We start from the raw sequence: 13,910 nt of genomic DNA, 5'->3' as shown, positions 1-13,910 counted from the left end.
CTCGCCGTCCCGCTCCAGGCACAGACCCACCAGATCCTCCGGACCCACCCCCATGCCGCGCAGGAGGTGCGCCACCCGGTTCGCCCGCGCGTTCAACTCGGCGTACGTCAGATCGGTGCCGGCGCAGGACACCGCGACCGCGTCGGGGGTGCGCGCGGCCTGCGCCTCGAACAGCTCGTGGACACGGCGCTCTACGGGGTCCCTCTTTGCGGGACCACCCTCGAGCAGCGCCCTCTCGTCCGCGCCCAGCATCTCCAGAGCGGACACCCGGGTCGCCGGAGACGCCACCGCCGACTCCAGCAGCCGGGTGAAGTGGGTCAGCATGCGTTCCGCGGTCGTCCGGTCGAACAGCGCGGTGGCGTACTCCAGGCGCGCGGACAGGGCACCCTCGCGTCCCGCGTTGACCACGAGGGAGAGGTCGAAGCGGGCCGGCGGGTCGGCGGGAGGGAGGGCGGTCATCGTGACGCCCGGCAGCCGGTAGTCGTCGTCGTTGTCCTCCCGGAGGGTGAACAACACCTGGAAGAGCGGGGTGCGCGACCGGTCGCGTTCGGGTTCGAGTTCGGTGACCAGGCGCTGGAAGGGCACTCCCTGGTGGTCGAAGGCGTCGAGCACGGTGGCGCGGGTCGCGGACAGCAGGTCCTCGAAGGCCGGGTCGCCGTCGAGGCGGGCGCGCAGGACGACGCTGTTGATGCCGTAGCCGAAGAGCCGCTGCCACTCGGAACGGGTCCGGGCGGACAGGAGGGTGCCGACGGCAATGTCGTCGGCGCCGGTGTACCGGGCGAGGAGTGCCTGGAAGGCGGTGAGGAGCACGGTGAACGGGGTCGTTCCGCGTGCGGTGGCCAGCTCCCGGACGGCTTCGGCGAGTCGCGGGGCGAGCGGGCGTGCCACCGAGCCGCCGGAGGCGTCGCGTACGGCGGGGCGCGGCCGGTCGGTGGGGAGGTCGAGCGGGGTGAGGCCGGCGAGCTGCGCGCGCCAGTGGTCCAGGTGGCGGGCGCCTGCGGGGGCGGCGATCTGTTCCGCCTCCCAGGCCGCGTAGTCGGCGTACTGGTAGGGCAGTGGTTCGAGGGCCTGTTCGCCGGGGCCGGCCGCGTACAGGGCGCTGATGTCCTCGGCGAAGAGGTGTGCGGACCAGGCGTCGCAGGCGATGTGGTGGACGACCACGATGAGGACGTGTTCCTCGTCCGAGCAGCGCAGCAGGCGGCCTCGGATCGGCCATTCCCGTTCCAGGTCCACGGGGTGCGCGCGGGCGCGGGCGATCCGCTCGCGGACGGCGGCCGGCCGTTCGGCGGCGGGGACGGCGGACAGGTCCTCGAGGAGCAGTTCGACGGGGCGGACGGGGTCGATCAGCTGGGCCGGCTCGTCGCCGAGCAGTTCGTACCGGGTGCGCAGGACCTCGTGCCGGTCCAGGAGCGCCTGCCAGGCCCGGCCCAGGGCTGCCGTGTCGAGGGGGCCGCGCAGGTGCAGGGCGACGGGGACGAGGTATTCGGGGCTGTCGGGTTCGAGCCGGTTCAGGAACCACATCTGGCGCTGTCCCTGGGAGAGGCGCAGCGGGCCGGTCCGGTCGGCTCGGGACGGGCCGGAGCGGCGGGCGCCCCCGGATCCCGGCCGGGCGAGCCGCCGCCTGAGCAGCTCCGCGCGGAGGTCGTCCCGTTCACCGTGCGTGTTCATGCCCGTGCTCCGTTTCCTTCTGTGCGGTGGGGGCGGTGTCGTCCTCGGTCCGGAGCGCGGGGGCGGCCGCCGCCGTGGCGGCGAGTGCCGTCATCGTGATGCCGAGTGCCAGGAAGACGGGGGGCGCGCCCCAGGCGGACAGGGCGAGGCCGCCGAGGAGCGCGCCCAGCGCGTTGGCTCCGGTGGCGAGGAGGTGTGAGGTGGCGCCGACCCGGCCCTGGAGTGCGTCGGGGGTGGTGCGGATCTGGTGGACGGCGGCGGACACGTTGAAGACGCCGGTGAGGTAGCCCGTTCCGGCGAAGAGCACACCGAGCGCGAGGGGGTGGCGGGCGAGGGCCATGGCGGTGATCAGGGCGGCCCAGGCGAACAGGCCGGCGACGAGGACCGTACGGAGGCTGATCCTGCGCTGCCACCAGTTCCCGGTCAGTGCGCCCGCGATGCCGCCCGCCCCGCCCAGTCCGACGATGACGGCGACGGCGTGCTGGGCGCGGCCGTCCTCCTTGACGAGGACGAGCAGGGCCAGGGGCAGTACCTGGAGGAGGAGGTTGCTGCCGGCGACGAAACCGAGTGCGGCGCGCAGGAACCGCCGGCGCGCCAGCCAGCGCATCCCTTCGGCGAGGTCGGCGCGCAGGCTCTTGGGGGGTGTGTCGCGGCGCTGCTGGAAGTCCTTGCGGATCAGCAGCAGGCTGCACAGCGAGGCGAGTCCGGCGAGCGCCGAGAAGAGGAAGGGGGCCCAGCGGGCCGCGCTCTGCAGGAGGACGCCGCCGGGCTGGCCGAGGAGTACGGCGGCCCGGCCGCGGGCCTCGTTCTGGGAGAGGGCGGCGGGCAGCAGGGCGGGGTCGACGACGTGGCGTACAGCTCCGCGCTCGGCGGTGCGGTGGATGACGGCGAGGCTGGTCTCCACACAGGCCACGGCGGCGAGGTGGGCGACGGAGAACAGGCCCGCGGCCAGGGCGAGGGCGGCACTGGCCAGTGCCAGGGCCCGGCCGGACTCGCAGAGGATCATCAGCCGCCGCCGGTCGAACCGGTCGACGAGGACGCCGGCGGGCAGCTGTACGAGGAGCAGGGGCAGCAGCGCGGCGAAGGAGACCGCCGAGGTCGCCAGGGGCGAGTCGGTGTGCCAGAGCACGACGAGCGGATAGGCGGCCCCGGCGACCCGGTTGCCGAGCAGGGAGGCCGCGGCGCCGGACCACAGGAGCAGGAAATCGCGGCCCAGCCGCAGCGGGACCGGGCCGCCGGCCGGTGCCTCTCCGGGGGTTCCGGAGGTCATCCGTCCGATGCCTCGGCCATGGCCACGGCTATCTTGCGGGGTCCGGTGAAGGGTTCGCGGCCGTGGGCGGCCAGCATGTTGTCGACGATGAGGATGTCGTCGCGCTGCCAGTCGAAGCGGGTGGTGCTCGCTCTGTAGGCGGCCCGCAGGTGGTCCATCACCTCCTCGGGGATGCGTCCGCCGTCGCCGTAGTAGGTGTTGGTGGGCAGGTCCTCCTCCGTGAAGATCTCCCGCAGGCCTTCCTGGACTTCGGGGGCGAGCGTGGTGACGTGGAAGAACGTGGCGTGGTTGAACCAGACGGGGGTGCCGCTCCCGGGGTGGGTGTGGACGGCCTTGCGCACGGCGGTGGTGCGCAGTCCGCCGTCCGGCCGCCAGTACGGTTCGATGCCCTTGCCGCGGCAGTACCGCTCGACGGCGGCCCGGTCGTCGGTGCCGAAGGTCTGGTCCCAGGGGACGCCGAACTCCGGGTGGAAGTTGCGGACGACGCGCCAGCCGCGCCGCTCGAACTCCTCCCGCACCGCGGGGTCGATGCGCCGGTACACCTCGCGGATGTCGGCGAGCGGGGTCGCTCCCTGGGTGAGGGCCGGTTCGATGCAGAAGAAGTAGAGGGTGTGCGGCCAGACGGCCTGGTAGGAGTTCTCGTTGTGGAGGAAGATCTCCTCGGCGGGCGGGTAGTCGGTCGAGGTGTACACCTGCCCCTTGATGGTGGACCGGGGTGAGGAGCGTTCGGCGTAGGTGAGGGGCGCGGAGCCGGAGAAGGCGCGGACGGCGCCGTCGAGGCCGTCCACGCCGCCGACTTCGAAGCCGCGCAACAGGATGGCGCCCTGTTCGGCGAGAACGCGGCGCAGTTTGTCGCGGTTCTCCGTGAGATAGGTGTCGGCCGGGGTGCCCGGCTGCGCGATGATCTCGGTGGCGGTCATGGGGCGCAGGCTCCTTCTGTTGCCTCGGTGCGGGTGTATGCGTAGAGCCGCACCGGACCGGTGCAGGCGGCTTCGCGGGCGAGCGCCGCGAAGACCCCCGGTTCCGTGTCCAGGCTCTGGACGAGCCAGCGGTACGGGCCGTTCGGTTCGGTGTGGGCCACGTGGACGGGGCCGTCGGTGGCGGGCCGGACGTCGATGGAGCCGAGGTCGGCCGCGATGCCGACGCCGCTGGCCTTGACCACGGCCTCCTTCCTGGTCCAGCAGCGCAGGAAGACCTCCTGGCGGCGGCGTTCGTCGGGCTGGGCCCGCAGGTGGGCGAGTTCGGCGGCGGTCAGCACGATCTCGGACGAGCCCTCGACGTCGACGGTGCGGCCGTCCTCGATGTCGGTGCCGACCTGGTGGCCTGCGGCGACGGCGACCAGCCACAGCGCGCCGGACCGGGAGAGGTTGAAGTCCAGGTCGGTGGGCGGCCAGTCGATGCGCGGCCGGCCGTGCAGGGGGTGTGCGCAGCGCGGGCAGGGCTGTCGCCCCAGTTCGATCTGCTCGGGCGGCACGCCGAGGTAGCCGGCCAGGATCCGGCGGAGCGCGGCGTGCGCGCCCGCGTACCTGGCGGCAACCTGATGTGCCCTGCGCCGTACGGTCTCCAGTTCTTCGGCGGAGAGCACCGCGGCGTCCCGCGGGTCCAGCAGGTCCGGGGCCCGGCCCTGCCAGATGTGGACGGCGTCCTGCGCGCGCAGGTGCTCGTATGCGGCGGTCATGGCGTCATCAGTCCGACATCGCCACCAGCACCCGGCGGTTGCCGGTGAAGGGGCGGCGGCCGTGGGCGAGCAGGACGTTGTCGATGAGCAGCAGGTCGCCCTGGGCCCAGTCGACGTCGACGGCGTGTGCCAGGCCGCGGTCGCGGATCTGGGCGACGTACGCCTCGGGGATGGGGCTGCCGTCGGCGAAGGTGACGTTCTGCGGGAGCTCGTCCTCGGGAAGGATCTGGGCGAGCGCGGCGGCCGTGTCGTCACCGAGGCCCGCCGGATGCCACTGGTCGGCCTGGTTGAACCAGACCTCGGCGCCCGTCACGGGGTGCCGGGTCGTGGCGGGGCGCACGGACTCGACGCGGATGCCGCCGTCGCCCTTCCACTTCCAGATGGCCCCGGTGCCGTCGAGGAACTTCTCGACCTCTTCCTGCAGGTCGGTCTCGAAGGTGGCCTGCCAGGACTTGCCCAGGCCGTAGCCGTCGTGGAGGTTCTGCACGTAGCGGACGCCGCCGGCGAACGCCTCGCGCACCTCGTCGTCCAGGGACTCCAGCCACCGGGCCGCGTCGAGGACCGGGGTGGCCCCGCCGCCGCCCGGGCGGATCTGGCAGTAGAACGCGAGGCGGGCCGGCCACGCGTACGCGTAGCTCATCTCGTTGTGCATGGAGATCGTGAACTCCGGCGGGTACTCCGTCGAGGTGTAGACGTTCCCGCCGACCTTCGTCCGCGGCGAATTGCCGTGCACGTAGGCGAGCCGGCGCGGCAGCACGACGCCGAGCACGCCGTCGAGGTCGTCCGCGGGAACGTCGAACCCGCGGAAGACGAGGGCTTTCTCCTGTACCAGGAGGCTGTCGAGTTCGTCGCCGAGCGCGGTGAGGCGGTCGACGAGCTCCTGTGCGCCGCCCGCCTGCTCCGCCTCGATCTCCAGCGGTGTCCAGGTCTGTTCGGTCATGTGACCCATCCCTCTACTTTTGTGCGGATGCCTACGGGAAAGCCATGGAGGTTCGATAGCGCCCCACTTCTTCCAGGCGCTGCGCGATGTCGGAGGTCAGTTCCGCTTCGCACGGGGCGAGGTAGAAGTGGTCGCCGGGAAAGCTGCGCAGCACGAAACCGCCCGCGATGCTGAGCTCGGCCCACGCCTCCACGTCCGCGCGTACCCGCCCGGATCCGGGGTCGTCCTCGCCGATGTAGGCGGTGACCGGTGCCCGCAGGGGAGCCGGCCGGACGGGGCGGTAGGACTCGATGAGCCGGTAATCGGCGCGCAGCGCGGGGAGCAGCAGTTCCCGCAGTTCGGGGATGTCGAAGACCTGGGAGCCGAGGTCGCCCAGGCTGCGCACGCCCGCGATGAGCGTGTCGTCGTCCGCGCGGTGCAGCCCGCTGGTCACGGCCCGGTGGGGCGCCGCCCGGGCGGAGACCAGCAGCCGGGCGGCCGTGGTCCCGTGCCGGGCTTCCATGCGGCGCGCCACCTCGTAGGCGACGGCGGAGCCCATGCTGTGCCCGAACAGGGCGACCGGCCGGTCCAGGTAGGGGACGAGGGCGTCGGTGATGCGGTCCGCGAGGGTGTCCATGTCTTCGACGCAGGGTTCGGCGAGCCGGTCCTGCCGGCCGGGGTAGCGGACGGCGAGGAGTTCGATGTCGGCGGGCAGCCGGGCGCGCCAGCCCTGGTAGAGCTGGGCGGTACCGCCGGCGTGCGGGAAGCAGACGAGTCGCAGTCGCGGGTCGGCGGTCTGGCGGTGGACGCGGAACCACTGCGCCGCGGTGTCAGTCATGCGGCTTCCCCCTTGGCTTTTCGTCGGTGTCGTTGGTGTTGTCGGCTTCTTCGTCGTGGTCCTCGCCGGAGGCGGCAGGGGCCGGAACGGGGGCGTCTTCGGTGCGCAGTGCCGGGCTGGCGGCGGCGCCGAGGGCGAGCACGGCCATCGCGGCGCCGGTCAGCAGCACCGAGTGGGCGGCGCCCCACACTTCGAGGGCGAGCCCGGCGAGCAGTGCGCCCAGCGAGTTGGTGCCGGAGGAGATCAGGTTCGCGGTACTGGCGACGCGGCCCTGGAACTCGTCGGGCGTGGTGCGGACCTGGTAGACGGCGGCGGCCACGTTGAAGACCGCGCCGACCAGGCTCGTACCGGCGAACAGCACGCCGAGCAGCACCGGTTCGGCGCTGCTGAAGGAGACCGCGGTGATCAGGGCGGCCCAGGCGGCCATGCCGCCGATGAGGACGGCGCGCTGGCTGAGGCGGCGCATCCACCAGCCGCCGGTGAGGGCGCCGATCATGCCTCCGATGCCACCGCCGGTGACGACGACGGCCAGGACTGCCTCGGACCGGCCCTCGTCCTTGATCATCAGGATCACGGCGAGGCTCAGCACCTGGAACAGGGCGTTCGTGCCGGCGACGAAACCCAAGGCCGTACGGAGGAACCGCTGCCGCCACAGCCAGCGCATGCCCTCGGCGACCTCCCGGCTCAGCCGCTGGCGCTCCCCCACCCGCTCCTGCTGGAACTCCTTGCGGATGAACAGCAGGCTCAGCAGCGAGAGCAGGTAGGCGACCGCGCCGAAGAGGAACGGGATCCAGCGCACCGCCGTGTAGAGCAGGATCCCGGCGGGCTGGCCGAGCAGGCCGGCCGCCCGGCCGCGCGCCTCGTTCTGCGCGAGGGCCTGCGGCAGCTGCACCTCGGGCACCACGTTGCGTACGGCGCCGCGCTCGGCGAGCCGGTAGAAGACGGTGAAGCAGGACTCCGCGAAGGCCACGGCGGCGATGTGCGCGACCGAGAACCGCCCGGCGAGCACGGCGGCGGCGACCGTGCCCAGCGCCAGCGCCCGGCCCGCCTCGCACACGACCATGAGCCGCCGCCGGTCCCAGCGGTCCACCAGTGCCCCGGCCGGCAACTGGACCAGCAGCATGGGGAGCATGGCGGAGAAGGCCACCAGCGACATGGCCATCGGCGATCCGCTGTGCCAGAGCACCAGCAGCGGATAGGCGACCGCGGTGACCCGGGAGGCGAGGAAGGACATCCCGGCGCCGGACCACAGGAGCACGAAGTCGTGGTTCTTGCGCAGCGGAGGCGGGGGCGGCGACGGCCGGGATCCGGCCGTCGCCTGGGGGGCGGTCGTCACAGCTGCCGCCCGTCCTCTTCGTCACCGGCGGCCACCGGCCCGCGGCGGCACCATTCGAGGACCGCCATCGCGCTGTGCATCTTGTTCTCCGCCTGGTGGAAGGCGATGCTCGCCGGACCGTCCAGGACCTCGGCGGTGACCTCGTCGCCGCGGTGTGCGGGCAGGTCGTGGAGGAAGACGGCCTTGGGGCTGTCCTCCCACAGCCGCCGCGTCACCTGGAAGGGCGCGAAGATCCGCCGCCAGTCCGGGTCGGCCTTGGCGGTGCCGGTGGTCTGCCAGCGCGTGGTGTAGATCGCGTCCTGGTCGGCGGGCAGGTCGTCCATGTCGTGGCGTTCGGTGAACCGGCTGCCGTACCGGGCCGCCTGCTGCTCGGCGCGGGCCCGGAACCGGTCGGCGAGCCCGTAGCCCGGCGGCGTGCGCAGCTCCAGTTCGGCGCCGGGGAACCGGGTCATGGCCAGCGCGAGCGCGGACACCGTGTTGTTGCCCTCGCCGATGTAGAGGAGGCGCAGCCCCTCGATCCGGCCGAACCAGCGCTGAAGGGTGGTCAGGTCGGTGAGCGCCTGGGTGGGGTGCTCGTCGGCGCACATCGCGTTCACCACCGACATCCGGTCCTGGGCGGCCCAGGCCCGCATCTCGGCGGGGTCGTCCGCCGTCCGCGCGACCAGGACGTCGAGCATCCGGGAGAGCACCCGGCCGGTGTCCTCGCTGGTCTCGCCCGTGCTGAGCTGGAGGTCTCCGGGCCCGTACGAGACGATCTGTCCGCCGAGGCGCAGCGCGCCGGCCGAGAACGCCGTACGGGTCCTGGTGGACGTACGGCTGAAGTAGACGCCGACGACGTCCCCGTCCAGCGGGCGGGACCCGTCCCGGCTCCCGGTCGAGAACCGGGTCCCGCGGGCGACGATGGACCGCAGGTCCTCGTCGCCGAGGTCGTCGATGGATATCAGGTGGCGCATGGCGCCCGTCCTTCCCTGGGCTGGTCGGTGTCGGTCATCAGCGGTCCCGGCCCCACTGGCCGGCGAGCTCTCCGCCGCCGAGGCCCGACTGCTCCCTCAGCTGCGCGGACACGGCCTTGATCGCCGCGCGGCCCGATTCGGCGTTGGTGAGGACGACGAACCCGGCGCCGTCCGACATCCGGACGATCAGCATGTTGCGGTAACCGTGCGGCTCCCCGCCGTGGCCCGCCTCCAGGTCGGGGGCCCGGCCGTCCACGACCGCGCCCAGGCCGTAGAACGTTCCCTCGCCGACGGGGGTGAGCAGCCGTTCGGCGAGCGGCCGGGACAACAGCGCTCCGGCCTCTCCCAGATAGGCCCGGCGGAGTTCGACCGCGGCCTTGGCCAGGTCGGCGGCGGTGGACCACAGGCCGGAGGAGGCCATGTGCGGTCCGACCCGCCAGCCTCCGTCCACGGGCCGGCCGACCGGGTCGTGGCCGGCGGCCGGCGGCTTGCCCGAGGTGGCCGGGAAGTCCGGCTCGAAGCCGCTGGACGCCATCCGCAGGGGCTGCAGGACCGTGGTCCGCATCAGCTCGGCGAACGCAGTGCCCGTCACGTCCTCCAGCAGCTGCTGGATCACCCAGTAGTTGGTGTTGGAGACGAGGAACCTGGTGCCCGGCGCGACCTCGCTGTGCACCTGCGCGAGCAGGTCGGAGAGCGGGGGCACCGGGACGCCGGGGGCGACGCCCGCGTAGGGGACGGAGACCAGGCCCGACCAGTGCGAGAGCAGCTGGGCGAGGGTGACGGCGACGGGGGTGCCGTCCCGGTCTGTCAGCTGCCTGCCGGTGAGGTAGGTGTTGACGTCGGTGTCGAGGTCGAGCCTGCCCTCGTCCACGAGGCGCAGCACGCCCAGGGCGGTGATGTGCTTGCTGATGGATCCGGCCGGGAAGAGCGTGCCCGGGGTGACCGGGTCGGTGCCGCCGGCCTCCCGTACGCCGTAGGCGTGCAGGGAGGCGACCTCGCCGTCGCGGAGCACCGCGAGGCTCATGCCGGGGATGTGGTGCTCCGTCATCGCGGGCAGCCGGTCGTCGACCGCCGGGCGGGAGGCGGGCGCGGCGCCGGGTCCGGTTCGGGGTTCCGGTCGGGAGACGGCCGCGGTTTCGGCGTCGATCTCCGCGGCGAGCTCGGCCAGGGTGTGGGTCTGGTAGATCATCCGCAGGGAGAGGGGCAGCCCCTGCTTCCGGGCGGCCGCCATCACCTTGATGACCATCATCGAATGGCCGCCGATGGCGAAGAAGTTGTCGTTCGCGCCGACCCGTCCGCGTCCGAGGACCTGCTCCCAGATGCCGGCGAGCGCCTGCTCGGTCGCGGTCTCCGGGGCGGTGTAGGCCGCCTCCCGGTCGTCGGTCCCACCGGCGGGGAGGCCGGTGTCGGGGGCGGGGAGGGCGCGTCGGTCGACCTTGCCGTTGGCGTTGAGCGGCATGGCCTCCAGCGCCACGTAGGCGGTGGGGACCATGTAGTCGGGCAGGCGGAGCGCGGCGAACTTCGCCAGGTCGGCTTCCGTGACCTCGGTGTTCTCGGCGACGTAGTGGGCGACGAGCTGCTTCTCGCCTTCGGCCGGCTCGTGGACGCCGACGAACACTTCACGGACCGCCGGGTGTTCTGCGATCACGGCCTGGATCTCGCCGAGCTCGACGCGGTAGCCGCGGATCTTGACCTGGTCGTCGATCCGGCCCAGGAACTCCACGTCCCCGTCGGGGCGGCGGCGGACCAGGTCACCGGTCCGGTAGAAGCGGGCACCGAGGACCCGGGCGAAGGGGTCCGGCAGGAAGCGTTCCGCCGTCAGGTCCGCACGGCCGGCGTAGCCGCGGGCCACGCCGGTGCCACCCACGTACAACTCACCGAGCACGCCCACCGGGACCGGCTGGAGCCGGCCGTCCAGTACGTACATCGTCATGTTGGGCAGCGGCCGCCCGATGGGGACGACCTCGGAAAGCTGTTCGGTCTCGACGGGGAAGACGCAGGAGCCCACGGAGGTCTCGGTCGGGCCGTACTCGTTGATCAGCCCGCCCGGGCCCAGCAGCTCCAGCCACCGGTTCGCCAGCCCGCGGGGCAGCGCCTCGCCGCCGACGACGACCTGCCGGGTGAGCGAGGCCAGGGTCGGGGTGTCGAGCTGGTGGACCAGGAGTTCGAGGTGGGCGGGGGTCAGCTTGAGGAAGCTGTAGGGGGCTCCGGCGGCCAGTTCTTCGCCGAACTGTCCGGGGTTGGTGTCCTGGGAGACGGTCAGTACGGGCTCGCCCAGGGTCAGCGGCACCCAGATGTTCGGCACGACCAGGTCGAACGCGACCGAGGAGAAGAGGGCCGTGCCGCCCGTGCCGCGGCGGCTGAACTGCCGTGCGGCGGCGGCCACGTGGTTGGCCAGGCCCCGGTGCGGGAGCTCGACGCCCTTGGGGGTGCCGGTCGATCCCGAGGTGAAGATCACGTACGCCAGCCGGTCGAGGTCCTCGACCCGGGCGGGCGCCGTGTCCGGATGGCCCTCCAGATCCGGGAGCTCACCCTCCAGCACCACACGGGCACCCGAGGTCTCCACGATCGCGGCAAGACGCTCAGCCGGATACGACGGGTCCACCGGCACATACGTGCCACCCGCCTTCCACACACCCAGCAGGGCCGCGACCAGATCCGGACCACGGTCCAAGACCACCGCCACCCTGGACTCGGCCCCCACACCCTCGGCACGCAAGTAGTGCCCCACACGGTTCGCGCGGGCATCGAGCTCCGCGTAGGAGACACTCCCCCACCCACCACGGACGGCGACCGCATCCGGGGATTCCACGACGCGGGCCTCGAACAGCTCCAGCACCGAAGCCGACTCCGCCTCGACCCCCGAGTCGTTCCACTCCACCAGCTCGCGAGCCAGCTCCTCCACCGACAAGTGCGCTTCCAGGGCCGACCCCTCCGGGTCCCCCGCCATGGCCTCCAGCACGGACCGGAACAGTGCGGCAATCCGTTCGAGCTGCCGCAGGCCGACCACGTGGTTGCTGGCGTGGAGGTTGATCGAACCGCCCAGGGCCGAGACCCTGAGCCCGAATTCGAGGGCGCCCTCGCCGACCGTGGCCTGCGTGTCGATCAGATCGTGGTCGATCTGCCGGAAGTCCTGGTAGGTGAACGGGGCTTCGATCAGTCGCTCGCCGTCGGCGAGGCCGTGCTGGATGGCCGGCATCGGATAGGCCCGGTGCGTCCACAGCTCGGTCTCCCGGGCGTAGACCTGCTCGACGAGCTCCCGCCAGGTGCGGGCCGTGCGGTCGAAGGCGAAGGGGAGGGTGTTGAGGTGCATGCCGTAGACCCGGTCAGCGCCCAGCACCTCGGGGCGGGCGTTGCACACCAGCCCCGAGAAGAAGGCCTGCTGGTCGGTGATCAGGCTGAGCGTCTTGAGGTGGGCGGCGTGCAGCACGCTCTTGAGCGACCCGCCGGCCGCTGCGGCGAGCGCGCGCAGCCCGTCCTCCAGGTCGGCGTACGGGATCCTGCTGCGGCGTGCGACGGGCGGGGTGTCCGCCGGTTCGCCCCAGACCGCGGGGAGGGTGAACCGCTCGTGGTTCTCGACGATGCCCTGCCAGTAGGCGCGGGACTCCTCGGAGGCGAGGGTGTGGAGCTCGGCGGCGATGAAGTCCGCGAAGCGCACGGTGGTCGGCTCCCCGGTCTCAGGGGCCTCCTCGGCCGGCCCGCCCTCGCGGATGCGCCGGTACTCGCCCAGCACCTCCATCAGGAGGTTGCTGTGGGACCAGCCGTCGAGGATGACGTGGCACTGGGTCACCGACAGCCACCAGGCCCGGTCGCCCTCCACGTGGGCGCCGATCCGCAGCAGCGGGGCCTTCGAGAGGTCGAACAGGTCCGCCCGCTCGTCGGCCGTGAACTGCCTCATGGAGTCGGCGAGTCCCTGCTCGTCCAGGGTGCTCAGGTCGCGGACGGCGACCGGGAGGTCGGCCGTCTCGTGTACGAGCTGCATCGGCACGGAGTACGAGGTGAGGTCGACGGAGGTGCGCAGGACCTCGTGACGCTCCACGACCAGGGACACCGCGGTGCTCAGTGCCCCGGCCGAGAAGGGCTCGTCGTCACGGATCCGTACGGAGACCACGTTGTGGTACTTGTGCCGTGCGTCGCCGTTCTGCATTTCGACGACCATGCCGGTCTGGACCTGGGACAGCGGGTAGGCGTCCGCGAGCCCGGCCGGCAGCCTGCCGCGGTCCTCGTCGGTGAGCAGCGCGAACGGCTCCACGGCCGTGTGCGCGGTGGCCGGCGCCGGGCGCCCGGTGGCCAGTTCGGCGAGGGCCGCCACGGTGCGGGAGGCCAGGACGTCGCGGACCGCGAGGTCGTGGCCCGCGGCGCGCAGGGCGCCGACCACGACCAGGGCGCGGATGGAGTCGCCGCCGAGGTCGAAGAACCCGTCCTCGACGCCGACCCGGTCGACGCCCAGGGCCTCCTGCCAGATGGCTGCGATCTCCCGCTCCGCGGGGGTCCGCGGGGCGACGTACGGCCGGTCGCTGCCGAGAGCGGCCGAGCCGGGGGCGGGCAGGGCCCGCTTGTCGAGCTTGCCGTTCGTGGTCAGCGGGAGGGCCTCGAGCGGGACGAACGCGGCCGGGACCATGTACTCGGGAAGGCCGGAAGCGAGGTGGGCCCGCAGTTCGCCCAGGCCGGGGGCCGGGGCTCCGGGCGCGGTCACGAAGTAGCCGACGAGCCGCTTGTCCCCGGGGATGTCCTCGCGGACCACGACCACCGCGTCCCGCAGGGCGGGGTGGGCGGCCAGGACGTTCTCGATCTCGCCGAGTTCGATGCGGAAGCCGCGGATCTTGACCTGGTCGTCGATGCGGCCCAGGAACTCCAGGGTGCCGTCGGGCAGGCGGCGGGCCAGGTCGCCCGAGCGGTAGAGGCGCGCGCCGGCCGGACCGTACGGGTCGGGGACGAAGCGGGCCGCGGTGAGCGCGGGGCGGCCCAGGTAGCCACGGGCCACCCCGGGGCCTCCGACGTGGATCTCGCCCGGGACGCCGATCGGCACCAGGTCCCCGTTGCCGTCGAGGAGGTGGACGCGCAGGTCGCTGAGCGGGCGGCCGATGGGGTTGCCGGCGCCGGGCTCGAAGTCGCGCCTGGTGAGCCGGTGGTAGGTGGTGTGGACGGTGGTTTCGGTGATCCCGTACATGTTGACGAGGGCGGTGCGGGCGAGGCCGAGGCGGTCGGTCCACGGCTTCAGCTCCGCGACCTCCAGCTTCTCCCCCGC

General features: G+C 72.8%; 9 protein-coding genes. All 9 read right to left on the bottom strand.

What is annotated here, in order from left to right:
• The coding region (locus ACFYM0_RS37675) for a condensation domain-containing protein (protein WP_388510198.1) at window positions 1-1,668 on the bottom strand (1,668 nt) is incomplete at its 3' end.
• Complete coding sequence (locus tag ACFYM0_RS37670; protein ID WP_388510195.1) at window positions 1,652-2,938, bottom strand: MFS transporter; 1,287 nt, start codon at window positions 2,936-2,938, stop codon at window positions 1,652-1,654. The genes ACFYM0_RS37675 and ACFYM0_RS37670, both read right to left, overlap by 17 nt.
• Window positions 2,935-3,858 (bottom strand): TauD/TfdA family dioxygenase, encoded by a 924-nt coding sequence (locus ACFYM0_RS37665; RefSeq protein ID WP_388510192.1) that lies wholly within the window; start codon window positions 3,856-3,858, stop codon window positions 2,935-2,937. Before ACFYM0_RS37665 ends, ACFYM0_RS37670 begins: the two co-directional genes overlap by 4 nt.
• Window positions 3,855-4,616 carry a 4'-phosphopantetheinyl transferase family protein gene (locus ACFYM0_RS37660; RefSeq protein WP_388510189.1) on the bottom strand — a complete coding sequence of 254 codons (762 nt, stop codon included), beginning with the start codon at window positions 4,614-4,616 and terminating at the stop codon, window positions 3,855-3,857. The genes ACFYM0_RS37665 and ACFYM0_RS37660 overlap by 4 nt, the downstream gene beginning before the upstream one ends.
• Window positions 4,617-4,623: 7 nt before the next feature.
• Entirely contained in the window at window positions 4,624-5,556 is a 933-nt protein-coding gene (locus tag ACFYM0_RS37655) for a TauD/TfdA family dioxygenase (RefSeq protein WP_388510186.1), read from the bottom strand.
• Between the two features lie 31 nt (window positions 5,557-5,587).
• Window positions 5,588-6,373, bottom strand: a complete 786-nt coding sequence (locus ACFYM0_RS37650) for a thioesterase II family protein (RefSeq protein ID WP_388510182.1) — start codon at window positions 6,371-6,373, stop codon at window positions 5,588-5,590.
• Window positions 6,366-7,709 carry an MFS transporter gene (locus ACFYM0_RS37645; protein ID WP_388510180.1) on the bottom strand — a complete coding sequence of 448 codons (1,344 nt, stop codon included), beginning with the start codon at window positions 7,707-7,709 and terminating at the stop codon, window positions 6,366-6,368. The genes ACFYM0_RS37650 and ACFYM0_RS37645 overlap by 8 nt, the downstream gene beginning before the upstream one ends.
• Window positions 7,706-8,662, bottom strand: a complete 957-nt coding sequence (locus ACFYM0_RS37640) for an ornithine carbamoyltransferase (RefSeq protein WP_388510177.1) — start codon at window positions 8,660-8,662, stop codon at window positions 7,706-7,708. The genes ACFYM0_RS37645 and ACFYM0_RS37640 overlap by 4 nt, the downstream gene beginning before the upstream one ends.
• 37 nt (window positions 8,663-8,699) lie before the next feature.
• Window positions 8,700-13,910 (bottom strand): amino acid adenylation domain-containing protein (locus ACFYM0_RS37635; RefSeq protein ID WP_388510174.1); only part of this gene is annotated, 5,211 nt, incomplete at its 5' end.

The organism is Streptomyces sp. NPDC006487 (assembly GCF_042870555.1).
Lineage (GTDB): Bacteria > Actinomycetota > Actinomycetes > Streptomycetales > Streptomycetaceae > Streptomyces.
Note: the sequence above shows the minus strand (reverse complement) of the source record. Positions and strands in the feature narration are given on the sequence as shown.

Coding starts and splice junctions, on each gene's coding strand:
- ACFYM0_RS37655 (WP_388510186.1), bottom strand. CDS start 5,556: ATGACCGAACAGACCTGGACACCGCTGGAGATCGAGGCGGAGCAGGCG.
- ACFYM0_RS37660 (WP_388510189.1), bottom strand. CDS start 4,616: ATGACCGCCGCATACGAGCACCTGCGCGCGCAGGACGCCGTCCACATC.
- ACFYM0_RS37665 (WP_388510192.1), bottom strand. CDS start 3,858: ATGACCGCCACCGAGATCATCGCGCAGCCGGGCACCCCGGCCGACACC.
- ACFYM0_RS37670 (WP_388510195.1), bottom strand. CDS start 2,938: ATGACCTCCGGAACCCCCGGAGAGGCACCGGCCGGCGGCCCGGTCCCG.
- ACFYM0_RS37640 (WP_388510177.1), bottom strand. CDS start 8,662: ATGCGCCACCTGATATCCATCGACGACCTCGGCGACGAGGACCTGCGG.
- ACFYM0_RS37650 (WP_388510182.1), bottom strand. CDS start 6,373: ATGACTGACACCGCGGCGCAGTGGTTCCGCGTCCACCGCCAGACCGCC.